Source organism: Pedobacter sp. MR2016-19 (assembly GCF_014947265.1).
Lineage (GTDB): Bacteria > Bacteroidota > Bacteroidia > Sphingobacteriales > Sphingobacteriaceae > Pedobacter.
Genome location: NZ_JADCNK010000002.1, coordinates 361,399 through 382,094, shown reverse-complemented (window position 1 = coordinate 382,094; position 20,696 = coordinate 361,399). Strand labels below are relative to the sequence as shown.

At 38.2% G+C, this 20,696-nt stretch carries 20 protein-coding genes and 1 pseudogene; 8 read left to right on the top strand and 13 right to left on the bottom strand.

From position 1 onward, the window contains the following. Positions 1-189 precede the first annotated feature (189 nt). From IM793_RS03935 to IM793_RS03925, 3 genes are all read left to right on the top strand, one after another. The gene (locus IM793_RS03935) at positions 190-708 is read left to right on the top strand and encodes a GNAT family N-acetyltransferase (RefSeq protein ID WP_193419832.1); all 519 of its coding nucleotides are present in this window, start codon (positions 190-192) and stop codon (positions 706-708) included. An 83-nt stretch (positions 709-791) separates the two neighbouring features. Next, positions 792-1,190: an META domain-containing protein gene (locus tag IM793_RS03930; RefSeq protein ID WP_193419831.1), complete on the top strand. Its 399-nt coding sequence runs from the start codon at positions 792-794 to the stop codon at positions 1,188-1,190. Positions 1,191-1,264: 74 nt separating this feature from the next. Continuing rightward, positions 1,265-2,182, top strand: a complete 918-nt coding sequence (locus IM793_RS03925; protein ID WP_193419830.1) for a YihY/virulence factor BrkB family protein — start codon at positions 1,265-1,267, stop codon at positions 2,180-2,182. 35 nt (positions 2,183-2,217) lie between these two features. Here IM793_RS03925 and IM793_RS03920 read toward each other — a convergent pair whose 3' ends face one another. The 4 genes from IM793_RS03920 to IM793_RS03905 form a co-directional block, all read right to left on the bottom strand. Next, positions 2,218-2,652 carry a MarR family winged helix-turn-helix transcriptional regulator gene (locus IM793_RS03920; protein ID WP_193419829.1) on the bottom strand — a complete coding sequence of 145 codons (435 nt, stop codon included), beginning with the start codon at positions 2,650-2,652 and terminating at the stop codon, positions 2,218-2,220. A 199-nt stretch (positions 2,653-2,851) separates the two neighbouring features. Next, the gene (locus IM793_RS03915) at positions 2,852-3,271 is read right to left on the bottom strand and encodes an organic hydroperoxide resistance protein (protein ID WP_193419828.1); all 420 of its coding nucleotides are present in this window, start codon (positions 3,269-3,271) and stop codon (positions 2,852-2,854) included. Between the two features lie 202 nt (positions 3,272-3,473). Beyond that, the gene (locus IM793_RS03910) at positions 3,474-4,064 is read right to left on the bottom strand and encodes a porin family protein (RefSeq protein WP_193419827.1); all 591 of its coding nucleotides are present in this window, start codon (positions 4,062-4,064) and stop codon (positions 3,474-3,476) included. Positions 4,065-4,076: 12 nt separating this feature from the next. After that, positions 4,077-4,373, bottom strand: coding sequence for a hypothetical protein (locus tag IM793_RS03905; protein ID WP_055915088.1), 297 nt, complete (start codon positions 4,371-4,373; stop codon positions 4,077-4,079). 129 nt (positions 4,374-4,502) lie between these two features. Here IM793_RS03905 and IM793_RS03900 point away from each other — a divergent pair, with 129 nt between their 5' ends. Further along, entirely contained in the window at positions 4,503-5,654 is a 1,152-nt protein-coding gene (locus tag IM793_RS03900) for a lipopolysaccharide assembly protein LapB (protein WP_193419826.1), read from the top strand. On the opposite strand, the gene IM793_RS03895 is transcribed toward IM793_RS03900, so the two are convergent. The 5 genes from IM793_RS03895 to IM793_RS03875 all read right to left on the bottom strand — a co-directional run bounded on the left by IM793_RS03895 (position 5,651) and on the right by IM793_RS03875 (position 12,445). Next, the gene (locus IM793_RS03895; protein WP_193419825.1) at positions 5,651-6,112 is read right to left on the bottom strand and encodes a DUF4268 domain-containing protein; all 462 of its coding nucleotides are present in this window, start codon (positions 6,110-6,112) and stop codon (positions 5,651-5,653) included. The genes IM793_RS03900 and IM793_RS03895 overlap by 4 nt on opposite strands. A gap of 156 nt (positions 6,113-6,268) precedes the next feature. Then, entirely contained in the window at positions 6,269-8,917 is a 2,649-nt protein-coding gene (locus tag IM793_RS03890; RefSeq protein ID WP_193419824.1) for a glycoside hydrolase family 78 protein, read from the bottom strand. Between the two features lie 171 nt (positions 8,918-9,088). Then, complete coding sequence (locus tag IM793_RS03885) at positions 9,089-9,673, bottom strand: riboflavin synthase (RefSeq protein WP_193419823.1); 585 nt, start codon at positions 9,671-9,673, stop codon at positions 9,089-9,091. Positions 9,674-9,804: 131 nt separating this feature from the next. Next, positions 9,805-11,316 carry an acetyl-CoA carboxylase biotin carboxylase subunit gene (accC, locus tag IM793_RS03880; protein ID WP_193419822.1) on the bottom strand — a complete coding sequence of 504 codons (1,512 nt, stop codon included), beginning with the start codon at positions 11,314-11,316 and terminating at the stop codon, positions 9,805-9,807. Between the two features lie 103 nt (positions 11,317-11,419). After that, positions 11,420-12,445, bottom strand: coding sequence for a low specificity L-threonine aldolase (locus tag IM793_RS03875; protein WP_193419821.1), 1,026 nt, complete (start codon positions 12,443-12,445; stop codon positions 11,420-11,422). A 219-nt stretch (positions 12,446-12,664) separates the two neighbouring features. On the opposite strand from IM793_RS03875, the gene IM793_RS03870 reads away from it, so the two are divergent. After that, positions 12,665-13,525: an N-acetylglucosamine kinase gene (locus IM793_RS03870; protein ID WP_132395084.1), complete on the top strand. Its 861-nt coding sequence runs from the start codon at positions 12,665-12,667 to the stop codon at positions 13,523-13,525. Positions 13,526-13,702: 177 nt separating this feature from the next. On the opposite strand, the gene IM793_RS03865 is transcribed toward IM793_RS03870, so the two are convergent. Continuing rightward, complete coding sequence (locus IM793_RS03865; protein ID WP_051692040.1) at positions 13,703-14,392, bottom strand: NUDIX domain-containing protein; 690 nt, start codon at positions 14,390-14,392, stop codon at positions 13,703-13,705. A gap of 111 nt (positions 14,393-14,503) precedes the next feature. On the opposite strand from IM793_RS03865, the gene pfkA reads away from it, so the two are divergent. Genes pfkA through gap form a run of 3 tightly spaced genes read left to right on the top strand, consistent with a single transcriptional unit; the run spans position 14,504 to position 17,340 of the window. Beyond that, positions 14,504-15,490 (top strand): 6-phosphofructokinase, encoded by a 987-nt coding sequence (gene pfkA / locus IM793_RS03860; protein ID WP_121282346.1) that lies wholly within the window; start codon positions 14,504-14,506, stop codon positions 15,488-15,490. A gap of 1 nt (position 15,491) precedes the next feature. Continuing rightward, positions 15,492-16,334, top strand: coding sequence for a hypothetical protein (locus IM793_RS03855; protein WP_121282345.1), 843 nt, complete (start codon positions 15,492-15,494; stop codon positions 16,332-16,334). A 7-nt stretch (positions 16,335-16,341) separates the two neighbouring features. After that, positions 16,342-17,340 carry a type I glyceraldehyde-3-phosphate dehydrogenase gene (gene gap, locus IM793_RS03850; RefSeq protein WP_121282344.1) on the top strand — a complete coding sequence of 333 codons (999 nt, stop codon included), beginning with the start codon at positions 16,342-16,344 and terminating at the stop codon, positions 17,338-17,340. A gap of 683 nt (positions 17,341-18,023) precedes the next feature. Here gap and IM793_RS03845 read toward each other — a convergent pair. The 3 genes and pseudogenes from IM793_RS03845 to IM793_RS03835 all read right to left on the bottom strand — a co-directional run. Continuing rightward, a pseudogene (locus tag IM793_RS03845) lies at positions 18,024-18,137 on the bottom strand (DDE transposase); the annotation flags it as partial. A gap of 459 nt (positions 18,138-18,596) precedes the next feature. After that, on the bottom strand, positions 18,597-19,202 hold the full coding sequence (locus tag IM793_RS03840) for a Crp/Fnr family transcriptional regulator (RefSeq protein ID WP_193419820.1): 606 nt from the start codon (positions 19,200-19,202) through the stop codon (positions 18,597-18,599). A gap of 508 nt (positions 19,203-19,710) precedes the next feature. Continuing rightward, positions 19,711-20,682 (bottom strand): type IX secretion system membrane protein PorP/SprF, encoded by a 972-nt coding sequence (locus IM793_RS03835; protein ID WP_193419819.1) that lies wholly within the window; start codon positions 20,680-20,682, stop codon positions 19,711-19,713. Positions 20,683-20,696: the final 14 nt, after the last annotated feature.

The window sequence follows — 20,696 nt, the reverse complement described above, 5'->3', positions numbered from 1 at the left end:
AGAGATCACAAAGAAAAGGAACTGAGCGCACAGAGTTAAATGCAAGTTAAATTCATCTGCGCAAATCTTCTTAAATCTGCGGGAACAAAACCCTTATTTCTCCCGCTGATTTCGCAGACCAACACCGAGTTAATTTCATCATAGATATTACATATTTTATGCTAATTTTAATCAAAAAAGATCATAGAAATGAAGATTTTTGCTGAAACCGAACGTTTAATTTTACGCGAACTAATGCCTGCCGATGCTGAGGGTATGTTTGAAATGGACAGTGACCCCGATGTTCATCTTTATCTTGGCAACAGGCCTGTAAAATCAATCGGCCAAAGTATCGCAGAAATCGAATTTATCAGAAAACAATATACCGAAAATGGTATCGGGAGATGGGCTGTTATCGAAAAAGCAACAGGTAATTTCGCAGGTTGGTCGGGCTTAAAATTCATTAAAGAAGCTACAAATAATCATATTGATTATTACGATTTGGGCTATCGGTTTAGTAAACAGTTTTGGGGAAAGGGTTATGCTACAGAAACTGCAATTGCCGCGCGCGACTATGGTTTTAATGAACTAAAGTTGAATGAAATTATTGGTATTGCAGATATCAATAATCTGGGATCTATCCATGTGTTGGAAAAAGTGGGTTTAAAACGTATCTCTATTTTCGATTATGATGGCATAAAACACTATTGGATGAAGATTGAAAAATAAGCACGGTTTTAAACCAAAAGGCAATTTTATCTTTTATGGTTTAGTTTTTGATGTTAAAAAGGAAATCATATAAACCTTTTGTTATGAAACACCTTATTTACTGTGGAATGTTGATCTTATTATTGAGTTCCTGTAAAGAAAAATTAGATCCGGCAAGTTTTACCAATACCAAATGGGAATTAACGGAGCTGCCTGGATTAACTTTACCCTCAACAGCAAAAGCAACGCTAAACTTTGCTGACAGCCTTAAAATCAGCGGAAAATCGTTCTGTAACAATTACGGCGGACAGGGAGAAATTACTGATCATAAAATAACTGTTAAAAATGTTTTTAGCACAAAAATGTTCTGTCAGGAAACTGATGCTGCTGAACGCGCATACTTACACGCCCTTAATCAGGTTAATAGTGCTAAAATAGTTGATAACAAACTATATCTGTTAAATGGCGATAAAACCTTAATGGTTTTCAGCAAAACAAACTAGAATCTTTACATATATAAAAAAGCTGAACAAAGTATTTTTACTATTTTCGGCCTTTTGAGTTTAACGCAGGAGTAATGCCATCGATAATACAAGATCTGAAGTTTTTTTTCTCTACCATAAGAAAAGCATTTAATTTATTTCAGCAGAATGATCCCTTACGTTTGGCCGGTGCTACTGCTTTTTTTACCAATTTCGCTTTACCCCCAATATTAATTATCCTGATCAGGCTTTTCGGTATGTTTACCGATAGAAGGCTATTGGCTACACACCTGTTCGAACGTTTGGCTAGTATTCTGGATAATGAAAGTATTTTACAGATCAGAACTACATTAAGAAATATCCGGGGGATTGATCAGGCCTGGTATGTAACTTTGTTCAGTTTTATATTTTTCCTTTTTGTAGCTACCACGCTATTTAATGTGATTAAAAACTCTTTAGAACAGATCTGGAATATAGGCCAGAAAGATAAAAAAGGGATCATTAACACCCTTAAATCAAGAGCCATATCCGTTACCATTATTTTATTGGCTGGGATATTATTCTTTATAGGCTTACTGGCCGATAGTGTGCAGGCTTATATTGGCGCCTATCTAAAAGACGGTGCTCCTTCTTTCGGATTAGTCTTAACTTCTATCATCAACCAATTGGTTTTTGTCGTCATCGTAACCACCTGGTTTACCATACTTTTCAGGTATTTAACAAACGGGCGTCCAACCTGGAGGGCAGCAATTTCCGGAGGCCTGTTAACCGGCTGCCTTTTTACAGTAGGAAAATATATTTTAAGGATTTTATTGCCACTGAGTAACATCAGCAATATTTATGGATCGGCTGGATCCATTATCGTAATTATGCTTTTTGTATTCTACTCTTCATTGATATTCTATTTCGGAGCTTCATTTATAAAAGCATTGAGCGTTGGAAGAGCTACGCCAATTATCCCGAAAAATGGGTCGTTTGCTTATGAGCTGACCGAAGTTGAACCAGAAAAATAAGGCTAGATGAAACCTTTTTAATTGGTAAACCTAATTTATACAGCCAGGTTTTTGATCAGTTTATCAAGCAGGGTTTTCAATTGGATAATTTCTTCAAGGTTTATACCCAGATGATCGCCAAGCTGAGTCCGTAAAACCGGTGCTTTTTCTTTCAATGCCAATCCCTTTTCTGTAAGCGATATCACGATGCTTCTTTCGTCTTTTAATGACCTCACACGCTCCACAAGTCCGGTTTCCTGCATGCGTTTAAGCAAAGGGGTTAAAGTGTTCGATTGTAGCATCAATTTCTGTGAAAGCAAGCTTAGGCTAACTGAATCGTTTTCCCATAACACCATTAATACCAGATATTGCGGATAGGTTATACCTAAGGTATCAAGCACAGGCTGATAACATTTGGTTACTAACCTCGAAGCAGCATAAAGTGGAAAACACAATTGATTTTCCAATTTTAAAGACTCATCTATTTCCATCGCACGGTTTTTCTTTAACAATAAAATATTCAGCTAAGTAAAACATTTTCTCCGAAACTTGCTTTTGAATACAAAGATCGGTTGTTAATTTAGCTAGAACAGAGCAGAGAAATCTTTAAGCTATTTTAAAGATTTCTCCACTACTGTCGAAATGACGGCCCATTTTTATCTGTCATCACGCCTCTGCTTAATTCTATAATTAAATTACTTCCAATTTAACATCAATGTTTCCACGGGTCGCATTTGAGTATGGACAGATCGTATGCGCTTTCTCTATCAATTGCTGAGCCTGTGTGGCTTCAATGCCTGGGATGTGCACCTGTAAGGAAACGCCTAACTTGAAGCCTCCTTTTTCATCTGGGTGCAACGAAACATTTGCTTTAACTGTAGATGGTTGTTCAGGCTTCACTTTATCCTGATGCATAATTAAGTTTAGTGCACTATCAAAGCAAGCGGCATAACCAGCAGCAAAAAGCTGTTCAGGATTGGTGTATCCCTCACCAGTACCACCTAATTCTTTTGGCATTCTCACTTCAAGCTCTAAAACACCATTTTCACTTGTTATTTTTCCATTACGTCCGCCGGTTACGGTAGCGCTTGTTTCATACAACGTTTTCATATTATATTTTTTTATTTGTATCGCAAACGATTATATCGTTTACGATACAAATGTAATCAACAATTTTACAAAAGCAAATTTTATCTTTTAAAAATCCTGATATAGCCTTTTCCAGATAGGCAGAAAATACACTCCTGGAAATCTAAGGCATAAAAAAAGGTGTCCATTTTTAATGAACACCTTTCTTTCTTAATAATTTTTATTACAGAATCCTATAACCTAAACCAACAGTAAATAAATTTAGCTTAGTACCAGGATAACCTGCTTTGTTTATTTTTGACAGGCCAAGTTCGTAACGTGCATCAAAGCTTAGTTTTTTCAGGTCTAAACCTGCACCAAACTGCCAGGCCATAGCTTGATTTTTAAAGTCGGCCTTGAACACACTTCCTGCTGCCTGACCAAAACTTTGGTTTTCATCTAATATCAATGAGAACATTGGCCCCGTGTTTAAACGGAGTCCGACACCGGCGGCACCAAATTTTGTACCCACCAATAGTGGCACATCAAGACTTGTAAAGTGCACTTTATTTACCTCTCCCGTTGCATCGCTTACTAAATCCGCTTTTTTTCCTGATACATAAAGCTCTGGTTGAAAATAAACGCCTGCGGCACCTACCCTAGCCCATAGGCCTCCGTAAAAACCAGTGCGGTTATTGCTGTTAAAAGTGTTTTCACTATCAAATTTCGAAAAATTTGCACCAGCTTTAATGCCCAGCTGGAAAGACGGTAATACCTGTGCGCTGGCAAATAAGCCAACAAGCAAAAAGGCAACGGTTAAAGATAAAAATTTCATATGCGATTAAATTTAGCTGGTGGCATTGTTAATGGCTTCTTGTTCTTTTAAAGCATCAACATTGTTTTTATCACCAAAGTTTTGTGTTTTACCCGCAAAGTAATCTAAAATTCCTGAGATAGTGTCTAAGTTATCTGCTAAATTTTGATGAATATCTGGTAAATCTTTTTCCAGGCGACCATCACCCAATTCGATATTATCTACTTCAATTTTACCAATTTTTTGAATAAGTGCCTGCTGAGAATTTTGTAAATCTTCCAATTCACGCACAATCTTTTCCATTAACTCAAACTTCTTTAAAGTATTCATAGGTTCTTATTTTAGTTAAACTTTTCTATTAAACCCCTTAGCACTGGTTTTGTTTTATTTCTCCAATTTTTTAACAGCAGATTTGGAATTATCAAAAACAACTAATAAATTAGTTAAATATTAACCATTATGAAAAAACTGCTCACATTACTGGCATTGCTTTGTTTAAGTATAGGTATTTACGCACAAAACGTAACTGTAATCGATAAAGAAAAACTTTTCGATTTCTATCAGACCCAACGTTATGGCGATGCTGCTCAATACCTCAAGGGTATTTATGGAGAAGAAGTGAAAGATTTCAAAACCCTCAGCCAGATTGGTTATTGTTTTTTAATGGCAGGTAATAATGTAGAAGCCGAAAAATTTTACAGCAAAGCCTATTCACTGCAGCCACAAAGCCTGCCTATTCTCTTCAGCCTTGGCAGTATTAACACAAAAAGAGGTAATACCGAAAAGGCCAAACTGTATTACAGTAAAATTGTAAAAATAGACGGCAATAATTTTAGTGTGTATAAACTGCTAGCCAATCTTTATCCCGTGCCTACCGATTCGATGAAATTTATTTACCTGTTAAAGGCTAATCAGATCAATCCATTGGAGGGAGATGTTGCTGCCGATCTGGCCGAGGTGCATTCCGCATATCAGCGATACGAAAAAGCTTATAACGTGCTCGATATTGCCATTAAAGGAGATAGCGATAACCTGGTGTTGCAAAGGGCTAAGCTTCCTATTGCCAACCAGCTTAAAAAGTACAGCGAAGTGATTGCTTCGGGAGAGAAACTGTTGAAAGATGGTGCTGATGCAGGGGTGATAAAAGATGTAGCAAAAGCTTATTATTACACCAAAAAATATCAGAAAGCGATTGATCTCTTTAAGTTATTGGAAATGGCAGCCATGGAAAACGAGGCGACTTTATACTATACTTCACTTAGTTACCGCGCACTAAAGAATTATCCACAGGCGGCTATTTACACCAAGAAAACCATAGATGAAGCCATTTCGCCCAATACTTCCAGCTATTATTCTTTATTGGGATTGGTTTATGAAGAAAACAATCAACTGGCTTTGGCAAGTGCCGCTTATAAAAAAGGACTGCAGTTTAAAGCCACCCCTACCTTGTTTTACCGCCTGGCTGTATTTTACGATACCCGTTTAAAGCAGGAAAAAAATGCATTTAAATATTATAACCTCTACTTAAAAAGCAAGCCCAGCTCAACCGATGATAAAGAAGAAATTAAATTTTCAAAGAATAGGATTGCACAGCTAAATCTGGCTGATTAAACCAAATCTTCGAAAACAGGTTTTACATTATCCCAAAATTCATCTAAGGCAATTATTCTGGGTTTAAAAAAGGAGATTAACGTAGGCCAGTGCTGTTGATTAAAAATGCTTACTCCGGTAATGCTGATTGAAATCTGAGATACTGTTTTACCAAAATCATCGGTTGCATCTTTAATCCAATCCCATTCTTCGTTTATGGTATTAATGAACAGGAGCTTAAATTCTTCAAACTGTTCGAAGATGAGGTGCCTGATTTCAGAATCAGGATGCGAAAGTTGAATGCTGATAAATGCCTTCTTACCATCAACATCCATTTTAAAGAAGATGTTCTTCACACCAGTTTTGTAGTTCGTCCAGTTTACAGTCGAACCGCTCGCTGAAGGAACAGGTTTCATATATTGCCCAAAACTGATCCAAAACTGTTGACGTAAACGGGCTGCTTCTTCTTTACTGTACATTTATTTTTGCCGCATCTAATAGAGGCCTTATCATCATTAATCTAAATCGTCATTCCCGCGCAGGCGGGAATCTTACTACTCAGCGCATTAAGATTCCCAATCGAGTTGGGAATGACGATCTTTTGTGTTCTTTTTACAATACTGCAATATTAGCGATTAATATTTGCATTCAAAATGATAGCTCCCTGATCCTATTTCTTCTTTTTTATCGGCCTTTGGCAATATTACTGTAGCACTCGCATTGGCCGGAACGGTTACATCAAGTTTAAAAACACCCTCAGCGATCGTCCATGATGATTTAACCGTACCATAAACCGTTTCCAATTCTGCTGAAGCATTGGTTAATTTCCCACCTGGTCTGGGTGCAACTAAAATGCTTTTGTAACCTGGTTGCGCTGATACGGGATTAATACCGGCAATATTTTTATACATCCAATCGCCAATAGCACCATAAGCGTAGTGGTTAAAAGAATTCATATCTGCTGTTTGAAAAGAGCCATCCTGTTTAATGCCATCCCAGCGCTCCCAAATGGTGGTTGCCCCCATTTTAACAGGATATAACCATGAAGGATAACTTTCCTGCAACAACAGATCGTAAGCTACATCTTCATGCCCAAAACGGCTTAATACATGACAAAGGTATGGTGTACCCAAAAAACCTGTAGTCAGGTGGTTTCCATAATCTCTTACATTATCTACCAGCCTTTGGGCAGCCTGTGCACGTAAGTTTTCAGGCAGCATATCAAACTGTAAAGCCAGTACGTATGCCGTTTGGGTATTAGAGATCAATTTGCCACTAGGTGTCATATTCTCTTTGATGTAAGCTGTTTTAATCTTTTCTAACAGCGAGTTGTATTTCGTTACGTCGTCTGTTTTACCCAATACCTTTGCCGCATTTATCAGCAACTGGGTTGAGTGTGCGTAAAATGTTTGCGCAATCATATATTTATCCGTCACTGCGGCACGTCCATCATTATCATCATTTGGCCGGTAAAACAACCAATCGCCAAAGTGGAAACCCGTGTTCCAAAGGTTGTTTTTTGCCACAGAAGAAATATAATCGACCCACTTTTTCATGCTGCCATACTGCGTTTCCAATATGCCTTTGTCTCCGTAGGACACATACATATCCCAGGGAACAATGGTAGCCACATCAGCCCAGCCTGCAGAACCTGCATCATTTTGATTCAGCACATTTGGGATTACAAATGGAACACTACCGTTCGGAAGCTGATCTGCAGAAACATCTTTTAACCATTTGGTAAAAAAGCCTGATACATCCATATTATATGCTGCTGTTGTGGCAAATGCCTGGGCATCGCCTGTCCAGCCTAAACGTTCATCTCTTTGAGGACAATCTGTTGGCACATCAACAAAATTACCTTTCTGTCCCCAGCTAATATTATGCTGCAATTGATTTAGTAAAGGATTGGAAGTGCTGAATTTCCCAGTGGTTTTCATGTCCGAATAAACAGCTACAGCGGTAAGGTCTTCCAACTTCAGCTCACCAGGGTATCCGTCTATTTTGACATACCTGAAACCCTGAAAAGAAAAATGTGGTTCAAATACCTGTTCTGTTTCCCCTTTTAATGTATAGTTGTTCTGTTGCTTGGCCGACCGGAGGTTAGTGGTATAAAAATTCCCTTCTTTGGTTAATACTTCAGCATGGCTAACGGTAATTTTTGTACCTGCTGCACCTTTGGCTTTCAACATTACCCAGCCTACCAGGTTTTGTCCGAAATCGACTACTGTTTCGCCCATAGGCGTTTTAAATATTTTTAAAGCTTTAAATTCTTCGTGTTTGGTTACTTGCGGTCCGCTCATCCCAACCAGTTTTTCCGGGCCCTTTACCAGCTCCTGCACTGGTTTCCAGGTAGTATTCTCTTTAAAACCAATATTATTCCAGCCACTGCGTTCTAACCGGGCATCGTAGGTTTCTCCATCGTAAATATTGGACGCCAGTATCGGCCCATAATTTGTTTTCCAGCTATTATCCGTTACGATGGTTTCTTTGCTTCCGTCGGTATATTCCACTTCCAGTTGCATTAACAATGCCCTGGTATCGCCATAAAATTGTTTTTGATTACTAAATCCGATACGCCCTTTATACCAGCCATCGCCTAATGAAACACCAATTACGTTGGCGCCTTTCTTTAGCGATTGCTTAACATCATAAACCTGGTACTGAATATGATCTTTATAGCTTGTCCATCCTGGAGCAAAATAAGCATCACTAACACGCCCGCCGTTAATATTGGCCTCATACAAACCCTTAGCAGTAATGTAAGCCATGGCAGATTTTACTTCTTTTTTGAGGTTAAATTCTTTTCTGAACAAAGGGCTGGACAGTGAAGTATCTTTACCTTCCACCGAAATCCATTTTGCGTTCCAATCTTCAGGTTTTAAACCCGTTTGAAAATATTGCACCGGTGACCACGAGGAAGTATTTCCATGGTTATCTTTTACCCTAACCTGCCAGTAATATTTAGTTTTTGAGGATAATTGCGGGCCATCATAAGCAATCAGTACCGATTGATCATTGTTTACAGCTGTTTTCCATAAAATTTTGTCAATTTTTGGCGAGGTACCCAACCTGATTTCATAATTGTTTTGTTTGGTGTTTTTTGCTGTTGAAATAATTTTCCAGCTAAACCTGGGTTTAGGATTATCAATACTAAAAGGATTTACTAAATACTCAACAGTTAAATCTTTTACCGAAATTTTCTGCGCGAAAACATTTGTTGTAAATAAAAAAAATAAAGCAAGCGTAGCTATTATGCCTGAGGTATGGAAATTCTTGTTCATATTGGTTAGCGTTAAATTTTTTAGTCTTAACACTACTATATTCAACAATATAATTCAACCAACCATCCTGCACTGTTATGAAAAAATAAACGTTACCACAACGTAAATGATTATATAAAGCACTATTTATCAAATACTTAAATCAAAAAATTCATAACAAAAGAATATAGCTTATCGGTTCATTAACCGGGCAACGTATTTGCCAATAATATCGAACTCTAGATTTACGGTATCGCCAACTTCAACTTCCTGTAAATTAGTATGTTCAAAAGTGTAAGGGATAATAAATACCGAAAACTCATCAGCCTGAGAATTTACAACGGTTAGGCTAATGCCATTTACACAGGCAGAACCTTTTTCTACAGTTACATTTCCGGCTGAAGCATCATATTTAAAGCGGTATTCCCAGCTACCATCCAGTTCTTCTCGTTTAATGCAAACTGCTGTCTGGTCTACATGTCCCTGCACAATATGTCCATCTAAACGGGCGTTCATCTGCATACAGCGCTCCAGGTTAACTTTACTTCCCACTTTTAAATCCCCTAAATTGGTTTTGTTGAGGGTTTCATCAATTGCGGTAACAGTATGTTTGCCATCATTCAGCGCCACTACCGTTAAACATATGCCGTTATGGGCTACACTCTGATCGATTTTCAGCTCATGGCTGATTGCGGAAGAGATGGTAAAGTGGATATTGGTATGATCGTTTTTAATGGCAGTAACCTCGCCAAGTGTTTCTATAATTCCTGTGAACATTTTGTGTTTCTCTTTTTTCTACACTTCATTCCCGCGCAGGCGGGAACCTTAATGCTATATACAAACTCGACTAAGGCATTAAGATTCCCAATCAAGTTGGGAATGAAGATCCCTGTAATGACTAATTTATTTTAATACTTCAATCTATTTTTTCTCCAATCAGAGCTATTTTTAACCACTACATCACCCAACTTCCCCTCTTTCTTTTCAAACAGTTTTGCAGCAATTACCGCGGCAACTAAGGCTTCGGTTTCATCCTGTACCTTTAAACTTTCGGGCTTAAAGTATTTACCCACAAAATGTGTATCGAAATTACCTGTTTTAAAAGCCTCGTGCTGCATGACAAACTTACCAAAACCCAAAGTAGTTTCTATCCCCGTAATATCATATTCTTCGATAGCCCTCACCATTCGCTCTATAGCTTCTTCCCTATCTTTGCCGTAAGTGATCAGTTTTGCAATCATCGGATCGTAATAAATCGGGATTTCCATGCCCTGCTCAAAGCCATCATCAACCCTTACCCCATTGCCTTTGGGCGTACTGTAAGTCTGTAAAACACCAATATCAGGCAGAAAATTATTGGCCGGGTCTTCGGCATAAACGCGAAGTTCTATGGCATGTCCACTGATTTTTAAGTCCTCCTGACTAAAGCTCAATTTTTCTCCTGAAGCAATTTTTAGCTGTTCTTTCACCAGGTCTATGCCTGTAATCAGCTCAGTTACCGGGTGCTCTACCTGCAAGCGGGTATTCATTTCCAGGAAAAAGAAATCGAGGTTCTCATCCAAAATAAACTCAACCGTACCAGCTCCGGTATAATTTACCGAACGGGCTACATCTACCGCACATTTTCCCATTTGCTGCCTGATTTCTTCAGTTAAAACAGCTGACGGGGCTTCTTCTACAACTTTCTGATGACGCCGCTGCACAGAACACTCACGTTCAAAAAGATGAACAATATTGCCATGAGTGTCGCCCAGAACCTGTATTTCGATGTGCCTTGGCGAAGTAACATAACGTTCGATAAAAACAGCTCCGTCTCCAAAGGCTGAGGTAGCCTCGCTTACGGCAAGCTGCATCTGTTCTTCAAAATCTTCAGCCCGCTCTACAATACGCATTCCCTTACCTCCACCACCTGCAGCCGCTTTGATTAATATCGGGAAGCCAACTTCGATTGCACGCTGTTTTGCCTCGTTTACATCCTGAATGGCTTCTTCCGTTCCGGGAACCATCGGGATGTTATATTTTAGTGCTGCTGCCTTTGCTGATAATTTGTTACCCATGGTTTCCATAGCTTGCGGCGAAGGACCAACCAGAATGAGTCCGGCATCGGCAACCATTTGTGCAAAATTTGCATTTTCTGATAAAAACCCATATCCCGGATGAATGGCTTCAGCACCCGTTAGTTTACAGGCATCGATAATTTTCTCACCGACCAAATAACTCTGATTAGAGGGAGCCGGACCAATACAAACTGCCTCATCGGCGTAACGTACATGCAGTGCATTCCGGTCTGCTTCAGAAAAAACAGCAACCGTTTTAATCCCCATTTCCTTTGCAGAGCGCATAATACGCAAAGCAATTTCGCCACGGTTAGCGATTAAGAGTTTAGAGATTGGGGTTTGGAGATGGGAGTTTTCGGGCATTTTGGTTAGACTTTATGTATATGCAGATTGTAAATGAACTACCTGACTATTGACCATGAACTATAAAACTATTGACTTCGGGCTCCCGACTTCGGACCTCCGACTAATACAAATGTAATATTATTTCAATAGCCTGATCGATCATTTCAGCACTTAGATCCAGGTGTGTTACCAAACGAATGGTACTGGCACTGGTTGTATTACAGTGCAACCCTTTTTCCTTTAACTGGCTTACAATTTTCTCTGCTGATCCTTTTTCTACTTCGAAGATTACAATGTTTGTCTCTACCGGCATAACCGATTTTACATATTTCGCGGTAGCCAGCGCATTGGCCAAAGCCTGTGCATGGGCATGATCTTCCTTTAAACGTGTTACATGGTTATCAAGCGCATAAATACCGGCTGCGGCTAAAAACCCGGCCTGGCGCATGCCTCCACCAAAAGCTTTCCTGATTTTACGCGCTTTATGGATCATTTGTTTGCTCCCTAATAATACCGAGCCCACTGGTGCACCGAGTCCTTTAGATAAACAAACCGAAATGCCATCAAAATATTTACCATATTCGCCTGCATTATCGCCTGTGGCTGTTAGTGCATTAAAAATACGCGCACCATCTAAATGCAGCTTTAGTCCTTTTATGTTACAAAGGTGATGAATAGGCGCAATCTGTGGTAAGGTATAACAGCTTCCGCCACCTTTATTCACTGTATTTTCCAAAACAACCAAACTGGAGTTGGGATAGTGGATATTATCTTCGTTGATTTCAGGTTCTATCAGCTCTGGCGTCAAAATTCCGCGTTCGCCATGCAACAGCCTTACTGACGCGCTGGAATGGAAGGCAATGCCCCCAATTTCGTAACGGTAAACATGTGCAGTCTGATCGCAGATCACCTCGTCCATTGGCTGGGTAAAACATTTGATTGCAATCTGGTTAGTCATCGTTCCGGATGGGCAAAATAATCCGGCTTCCATATTAAAGGTCGAGGCCAGTTTTGTCTCCAATGTATGCACCGTTTCATCTTCGCCAAAAACGTCATCGCCCACTTTTGCATTCATCATCGCATCCAACATTCCTGCCGTTGGCCTGGTTACCGTATCGCTCCTGAAATCTAAAAATCTATTGTTCATTTCGCTATTTTATTGTAAAATATTTTTGACGTTAAAAAAAAGACCAATGCCTTTTCTGGTATAATTTTAAGGTTTTTCGGCGATTAAAGAACCTATATAGTGTATTTTTTACACACTTAATTTCCGACAATAACAAATTGTTAAAAAATTATTAAAAAAAAGGATACAAAATATAAGACTTTTTATACTTTTATCGTGCTAAAACCAAAAATAAATAAAATGATAGTAATTGCAGACGGCGGATCTACCAAAACAAATTGGTGTTTGATTAACGAGGCCGGCAGAAAAATTTACTTTAACACCGAAGGTTACAATCCATATTTTTCCAAAGGAGAGTATATTGTAAAGTCTTTGAATGAGACTCTTCCAGACCACTTGGAAAGAGAGAAATTAACAGCAGTTTATTACTACGGTGCCGGCTGTTCTACACCTGCAAATGTTAAGATTGTGGCCGATGCCATGCAACAAATCTTTATCAACGCAACAATTTTTGTAGGTCATGATTTACTTGCCTCTTCCAGGGCACTTCTTGGAAACGAGCCAGGATTTGCCGCTATCTTAGGTACAGGTACCAACTCATGTCTTTACGATGGATCTGAAATTACCATGAACATTGATTCATTAGGTTATTTCCTGGGTGATGAAGGTAGTGGTTCGTACATCGGTAAACGCATTTTGAGCGATTACATGAAAGGCTACATGCCGAAAGGCTTACGTGAAGCTTTTTACGATAACTATGCCTTAACCAACGAAGATATTTTCGACAACATTTACAACAAGCCATTGCCAAACCGTTTCTGCGCAAGCTTTAGTAAATTCTTATACGATTTTAAAGATAACTATGAGGATTATGCCTTTGCTACCATTGATTATGCTTTTACTGCATTTTTCGAAGCTTTGGTCATCCATTACCCTAACTACAAAGACCACAAATTAAACTGTGTGGGTTCTGTTGGCTATAGCTTCCGTGATATTTTAAGTATTGTAGCCGACCGTTACGAAATGGGGGTAGGTAAAATTATCCGCTCTCCTATAGATGACCTGGTTCATTACCACCTGGAGTTAGCGCCTAAGGCTTAGGCTTCAGTCCTAAGTCTGGAGTCTTTAGTCCAGAGTCGTATAAAGTATAATATACTAGCAAAAAAATCCCCGGTTTGAAATTTCAAACCGGGATTTTTTTATATAACAGGTTTAATTATTTTTTCTTTCTTTCAACTCTCCGCTCCACGCTTAACGCCCTCGGCTCAACACTCTCCGCTAGAAAGAAATCTCCTTACCAAAAAGTTTCGCGTATTTACGCTTATCAAAGCGGTACAAAGTAGCTGCACGGTACGACACACCTTTTTGTTTTTCGTCGAGTTCTTTTAATACCCCGAAACTTACAATCTTCTTTCTAAAGTTCCTTTTATCGAGTTTTTTACCCAGAACCAGTTCATACACATGCTGCAATTGTGTTAAGGTAAATTTCTCAGGCAGGAGTTCGAAAGCAATAGGCTGGTGTTTAATCCGTCGTTTTATTTTTTCTAATCCTTTATCGTAAATTTTCTGGTGATCGAAAGCCAGTTTAGGCAGATCGGTAATTGGCAGCCAATTTGCCCGTTTGGCATAAGTACTGATCGGGCGTAATTCTTTATCTCCACCCAAACGAATCAAAGCATAGTACGCCAATGTAATTACCCTACCTTGTGGGTGCCTATGTGGATCGCCAAAAGCATAATACTGCTCCATGTAAATACCGCGCAAACCGGTAAGTTCGTACAAAATCCGGGAGGCTGATTGATCTAAACTTTCATCTGGGCCAACAATATTACCGGGCAGTGCCCACCAATCTTTAAATGGCTCTTCATTCCTTTCGATTAGCAGGATTTTTAATTCCTTACCATCAAATCCAAACAAAACGCAATCTATCGAGAATACAGAATCTAAGTGAGGTAAAATTTGTTCCAAAGTAAAATTTAGTTATTTTAAGCAGATAAAGGTATGACTTTCAATATTAAGTAAAAAAAATAAAATAAATTACTTAGTGTAAAAAATACACACTATATTCGTATTATAAAGATGGAGCCAAATATAAAAAATATAGCTGTATTAACTTCTGGAGGCGATGCCCCTGGAATGAATGCAGCAATCAGAGCTGTTGTTCGTACCGGAATTTACCATGGCATTAATATGTTTGGTGTAATGCAAGGTTACCAGGGTTTAATAACCGACAACATAAAACCAATGGACGCCCGTTCTGTAAGTAATATTTTACACCTGGGCGGCACCATATTAAAAACTGCACGCTGTTTAGAATTTAAAACAGACGAAGGTCAGCAGATTGCCTACAATAACTTAAAGAAAAACGATATCGATGGATTAGTGGTCATCGGTGGCGATGGAACATTTACCGGAGCTAAACGTTTTTCGGAAACTTTTGGGGTTAAAGTGATCGGTATACCAGGAACTATTGATAACGATTTAGTAGGATCTGACTTTACTTTAGGTTACGATACAGCTATTAACACCGTAATCGAAGCAATTGATAAAATCAGGGATACAGCAGATGCGCACGACCGTTTATTCTTTATAGAGGTAATGGGACGCGATTCCGGCTGTATTGCACTCAGGAGCTCAATTGCAAGTGGTGCCGAAGCTGTTTTGTTGCCTGAAAGGGAAACCAGCGTTAATGAATTGATTAATAAACTGGCCTTAGGTGCAGCAACAAAAAAATCATCAAGTATCGTTATTGTGGCAGAAGGCCATAAACAAGGCGGTGCTTACGATATTGCTAAAAAGGTAAAAGAAACTTTTGATCACTACGACACCAAAGTAACCATACTTGGCCACCTTCAACGTGGCGGTAGCCCAAGCAGTTTCGACAGAATTTTGGGCAGTCGTTTAGGTTTTGCCGCTGTAAATGCGTTAATTGCAGGCGAAACGGAGCAAATGGTCGGTTTAAAAGGAAATGAAATAAAATTAACCAGCATAAGAGAGGCGTTAACTGCTCATTCTTTTAAACTCGAGCCCGATTTAATGGAAATGACAGAGGTACTTTCAATATAATATGGTAGCAGTTGTTTATAGCGGATCGAAAACAGCATTTTGGAAAATAACACAAAATGGACAGGTAGTAGCACATTGTAATACTACAGGCCTGAACCCTTGCTTTGTTGATCCAAAAACGATTTTACAGATTTTAAACAAAAAAGTAACCTTAGTTAACAATGCAGAAAATATAAAGAAAATTTATTTTTTTGCAGCCGGGGCATCATCAGCAGACAGAAAAGAGGAATTGGCCAAAACCCTGGCATCATTTTTTAAATACAGTAAAATTGTAGTAGAAAATGACTTGTTTGGCGCCGCTAAAGCAGCTTGTTATGATCAGCCTGGTATTGTTGGTATGCTGGGAAGTGGTGCACACTGTGCTTACTTCGACGGGAAAAAGCCAATAAATAACAACTTTGGGTTAGGTTATATATTGGGCGATGAAGGTTCTTCGAATTATTTTGGAAAAATACTCCTAAAAGAATTTTTAAGCAAAAAAATGCCTCAGGATATTGAGGCCAAATTTATATTAACACACAATCTGGACCGCCCTCAAATATTAGAACGTATTTATAATAAGCCACAGGCAAATATATTTCTAACCTCATTTTTCGATTTCATTACCCATAACAGCAAACACGAATATATCAGTAAACTGATTGATGAGGGTTTCGAAAAATATTTCGAAACCTATGTTCTGCCTACATCGCAGAAACATAAAGATAGTGAACTACATATTGTAGGCAAAGTGGCTGCCGAACTCGAAGACCGTTTAAGGTTTGTGGCCGGCAAATATGATTTAAAGATTAAAAGCATCATTAAAGAACCAATACAAAATTTATTAAAACATTACACTAATTAACAAAACAATGAGCAAAATTGGAATAAACGGCTTTGGCCGTATCGGCAGACTGGTTTTCAGAGCCGCATTAAAAAGAGGATTGGATATTGTAGCGATTAACGATTTGATCGAGCCAGATTATATGGCATACATGTTAAAATATGATACTACACATGGCAAATTTGATGGCACTATTGAAGTTGTTGATGGTAATTTAGTTGTTAATGGCAAAACCATCCGCGTAACTGCAGAAAGAAACCCAGCTGATTTGAAATGGGATGCTGTAGGTGTAGAAGTGGTAATCGAATCAACAGGTTTATTCTTAACCCGTGCCGATGCAGAAAAACACATCGCTGCAGGTGCTAAAAAAGTAGTTTTCTCTGCCCCTGCTAAAGATGGCGATATCCCTACTTATGTAATGGGTGTTAACCACCATAAATTAACTGCAGACCAAACTATTGTTTCGAATGCATCTTGTACTACGAACTGTTTAGCACCAATTGCTAAAGTTTTAAACGACAACTTCGGTATCGTTGAAGGTTTAATGAGTACAATCCACGCCGTAACAGCAACCCAAAAAACAGTTGATGGTCCTTCTGCTAAAGACTGGAGAGGTGGCCGTGGTGGTTTTTCTAATATCATTCCTTCTTCTACCGGCGCTGCTAAAGCTGTAGGTATGGTTTTACCTGAATTAAAAGGTAAATTAACCGGTATGTCTTTCCGTGTTCCTGTTGCTGACGTTTCGGTAGTAGATTTAACTGTACGTTTAGAGAAACCAGCTACTTACGAGCAAATTAAAGCTGCTATGAAAGCAGCTTCTGAAGGCGAATTAAAAGGTGTGTTGGCTTATACTGAAGATGAAGTTGTTTCTTCTGACTTCATCGGTGATGACCACGCCTCGATTTTTGATGCTAAAGCTGGTATTTCATTAAATGATAATTTCGTTAAAGTGGTATCATGGTACGACAACGAATGGGGATATTCTTCTGCATTAGCTAAATTTGTAGAATACTACGCAAGTTTGTAACGAAAAAACGCTTTAAGCGATTTTCAAACCATATAAAAGGCAACATTATTCAATTAATGTTGCCTTTTTTGTTTTAAACCAGATTTTCACCTGTGAAATCACATTTCAAAATCACTCAAAAAATTAATTATGTTAAATTTTAACATGCAAAATTCACTTATAAAGCAGAAAAACTAAAATAATTTTAAAAAAATAAAGCCAAATCAACTTTCCACCAACAATTAAGTAACATTTGACTAAATAATACCATAAATTGATAATATTTAACAATTCGTTAACATATTTTAACCTTATATTTGCAATACGATCATTTTAAACCCCAAAAGCTCATGAAAAAAGAACAGGAAATAAAAAATGACAAAAAAAATACTTAAAATTTTCTTAGTGTATTTTTTACACTATCATTTTTTTTACTATATTTGTAGAGTAATAAACGGAACGATGTTTGTTAACAATAAAAAAAGATAAATCACTTCCTGGATAAACCCCGGTTTAGAAAGAAAGTTAAAGACAAAGCCTGGCTCATAACAGGTTTATATTTGGTTAGAAAAAAGGGACAAGCTTGGATAAGTTGTCCCTTTTCTTATTTAAGAGGAAGTTGAATTAAGATTTCTTTTTTAACCATTCCTTAATTTTTATTTCATCAAACAGGGTCAACACCAAAACTTGTGGACTAATTATTTTTAAGCATATAGTTGAGTTAGCCTATAGAGGAAAAACTTTACGCATTTCACCCCTCGGAATTGGGATCTTAAAGCTTTAATCTTTGCATTGAAAGATTCAGCAGAAGCATTTGTTGGGTCAACACCAAGCTACCTCCCATCTGGATTACTAAAATTAATAACGCAAAAAAGGATGTAGCCACTGGCTACATCCCCTATCTAAATTAACGCTCTCAACTTATGAAGTTGGTATAAGGCTCTCACCCCTTATGCCTACAATATTACGGCAGAAAGATTAAGATTTGATGAAGATTTGAATTTAAATGAAATAAAAAGCGAAAAATTCTTCGCTAAATCTGTTTTGGTTTTAAGGAAGCGTGTATCCTAAACGCAAACAAATAAATTCCCTTAACAGAGTGGCTTATAAGTGCAATCTAAACGTTCACAAATACGGTATTTTAGCATACGCGGATTCATGTTGCATATCAACCGGTAAAAAGTGCATAGTAATATGCGAGCATATGTATATTTCCCTCACGGATCGGCTAACCTGTTATAATTGAGATCAACTGAGAAACATTTTTACCCATTACATCAGCGCTGCCTTACCAACTTACTGCGTATACGGCTAAGTGTTTCTAAGCGCATGCCTAAATAACTGGCTAAACACCTTAAAGGTACTCTAGATATATCAATGGAATTTATTTCCAGGAATTTTTCATAACGCCTTTCTGCTGAAGGTATCCGTGCGATTATAGCCCGCTCAGAGGCGACATGATACTGAAGCGCTAAAATCTTTCTGACAATAACATTCGTTTCCTGGTAATTGGCATAAAGCTTATCAATCAATAAGCGCGGAATGGCAACTAATTCTGAATTTTCCAATGCCTGCAAATATTCAATAGAGGGCTTGTGGTATTCATCGGGATGTTGAATCGCCCCAATCAATTCATCCCCTAAACTAATCCAGGTGGTAATCTCTTTATTACCATCTTTAATAAAACCTCTTACCAAACCTGATACTACAAAAAAAACATAATCATTATTATCAAGAGGAGATAAAATGTATTTATTCTTCCTGATTAGAAGAGGCTCTACATTTTTTTTTATTTCCTGGATAAATCCAGAGGTTATTGGACATAAACTGCTGAAATAATTTAATACAGCGCTCACCAAAAATACCTTACGGGATTCAAGCATAAACAAACAGAGATAGACTTTAGACCCTTAATTATAGCAATTTTAAATGATATATAAAAATAAAGTAGATTAATAACCTCATTATGCTGTCTCCAAGCTTTTGTAATGTATATTTTTTAATGTTTTGAAGTGCATACTGATTTATCCATGTAAAAATTCTGAATTTAGTCTCCATCAAATTGTGGAAAATAATACCAAGCTTCACGGAATGTTTGTCCTAAAATTAATTTAGCTTTTTCTTCGTCACCTAAACGCTTTACGATATTACCATAAATTGCTGCCGAATACTTCTTGTTGAGTGCTTTAAATGCGGCAAGATCATGCGCTTTTGCAATAGTAAAAAAGAGCTTATCGCCAGATAAACCAGTCTTACAACCAACACTTGTTTGGAAGGGGTAAATCTTTAAAACAAAGATTACCAGAGAAAGCGAATAGCAAGGCAGTATATTTTTAAAGAAATTTAGTTTAGCCTAAAAAATAGTGAGTTAGGCTTAGAGGAGCTTGAATATCAGAAGTAACACTTTGGTCTTCTGCCTTTTGCAGTTTGCAGGTAATAACCGATGGAAACTTCGTGTGAGCCATAATCATAGTTACCCAATTTATTTAAACTGTAGTCATAACCATAGCCAATCCGCAGGTTTTCGCGAACAAAGAACTCAGTAACGAGTCCGACGGCACTTCTTGCCCTTAAATTGTTTTGCAGTGCTGGCTTAGGATAAAGTTTTACAGAGGTTCTATACGCTGCACCTAACCAAAGCTTTTCCTTGATCATTAAAAAAGCGTTAAGATCTAATGAGGTTGGCCCATTCAAATCATCTTTAATCAAAAAAGTAGGCTTGAACATAAAATCATCATTCATTGGGAATACCGTACCAGCCGTTAAATAAAAATGCGGCTTGGAAGCAATATTGAGGAGGTTATTATCCCTAAAAACTGGAAGATACTGCGTAAGCAAGTTATTGGCAGAGAAACCGATAAAGAATTTCTCATTCGAATAATGCACGCCTGCCCTGATATCCGGCACAGTCCTACTTTCATATCCGGTCGGAATCCTGTTGTCGCCAGTTTCGGTCGGATCTAGTAAACTCCCATTCAGTCCCATCTGCATTACACCAATTCCAACGCCAAATGCAAGTACATTGGTTTCAGTACGGTCTAATTTAATGCGATAAGCAAAATTCCCTGATAAGTTTAACGAGTTCTGCGCGCCAATTTTATCTTTAGATACCAATAAACCCAAACCCAGAGTTTCTTCTTTAACTGCTTCATCTACTGATATGGAAAGCGTTTGGGGAGCGCCCTGAATGCCTGTCCATTGAGCCCGGACGAAAGCCTGCATATAGAGTTCTTCCTTGTAGCCGGCATAAGCAGGATTGATATACAAACCATTAAACATATATTGTCCAAACTGTGCATTCTGCTGAGCAAACAGACAAAGGCAGAATAAATTAAACAATGTCGTTAAAACTATCTTTTTCATATCCTCACATTTTA

Bases quoted from the DNA above. Each gene is read 5' to 3' on its own strand.
- IM793_RS03910 (WP_193419827.1), bottom strand. From the start codon at position 4,064: ATGAAATTTTTATCTTTAACCGTTGCCTTTTTGCTTGTTGGCTTATTT.
- pfkA (WP_121282346.1), top strand. From the start codon at position 14,504: ATGGAGCCAAATATAAAAAATATAGCTGTATTAACTTCTGGAGGCGAT.
- IM793_RS03895 (WP_193419825.1), bottom strand. From the start codon at position 6,112: ATGTACAGTAAAGAAGAAGCAGCCCGTTTACGTCAACAGTTTTGGATC.
- IM793_RS03840 (WP_193419820.1), bottom strand. From the start codon at position 19,202: ATGCTTGAATCCCGTAAGGTATTTTTGGTGAGCGCTGTATTAAATTAT.
- IM793_RS03920 (WP_193419829.1), bottom strand. From the start codon at position 2,652: ATGGAAATAGATGAGTCTTTAAAATTGGAAAATCAATTGTGTTTTCCA.
- IM793_RS03870 (WP_132395084.1), top strand. From the start codon at position 12,665: ATGATAGTAATTGCAGACGGCGGATCTACCAAAACAAATTGGTGTTTG.
- IM793_RS03875 (WP_193419821.1), bottom strand. From the start codon at position 12,445: ATGAACAATAGATTTTTAGATTTCAGGAGCGATACGGTAACCAGGCCA.
- IM793_RS03935 (WP_193419832.1), top strand. From the start codon at position 190: ATGAAGATTTTTGCTGAAACCGAACGTTTAATTTTACGCGAACTAATG.
- IM793_RS03925 (WP_193419830.1), top strand. From the start codon at position 1,265: ATGCCATCGATAATACAAGATCTGAAGTTTTTTTTCTCTACCATAAGA.
- IM793_RS03930 (WP_193419831.1), top strand. From the start codon at position 792: ATGAAACACCTTATTTACTGTGGAATGTTGATCTTATTATTGAGTTCC.
- gap (WP_121282344.1), top strand. From the start codon at position 16,342: ATGAGCAAAATTGGAATAAACGGCTTTGGCCGTATCGGCAGACTGGTT.
- accC (WP_193419822.1), bottom strand. From the start codon at position 11,316: ATGCCCGAAAACTCCCATCTCCAAACCCCAATCTCTAAACTCTTAATC.
- IM793_RS03835 (WP_193419819.1), bottom strand. From the start codon at position 20,682: ATGAAAAAGATAGTTTTAACGACATTGTTTAATTTATTCTGCCTTTGT.
- IM793_RS03900 (WP_193419826.1), top strand. From the start codon at position 4,503: ATGAAAAAACTGCTCACATTACTGGCATTGCTTTGTTTAAGTATAGGT.
- IM793_RS03885 (WP_193419823.1), bottom strand. From the start codon at position 9,673: ATGTTCACAGGAATTATAGAAACACTTGGCGAGGTTACTGCCATTAAA.
- IM793_RS03905 (WP_055915088.1), bottom strand. From the start codon at position 4,373: ATGAATACTTTAAAGAAGTTTGAGTTAATGGAAAAGATTGTGCGTGAA.
- IM793_RS03855 (WP_121282345.1), top strand. From the start codon at position 15,492: ATGGTAGCAGTTGTTTATAGCGGATCGAAAACAGCATTTTGGAAAATA.
- IM793_RS03915 (WP_193419828.1), bottom strand. From the start codon at position 3,271: ATGAAAACGTTGTATGAAACAAGCGCTACCGTAACCGGCGGACGTAAT.
- IM793_RS03890 (WP_193419824.1), bottom strand. From the start codon at position 8,917: ATGAACAAGAATTTCCATACCTCAGGCATAATAGCTACGCTTGCTTTA.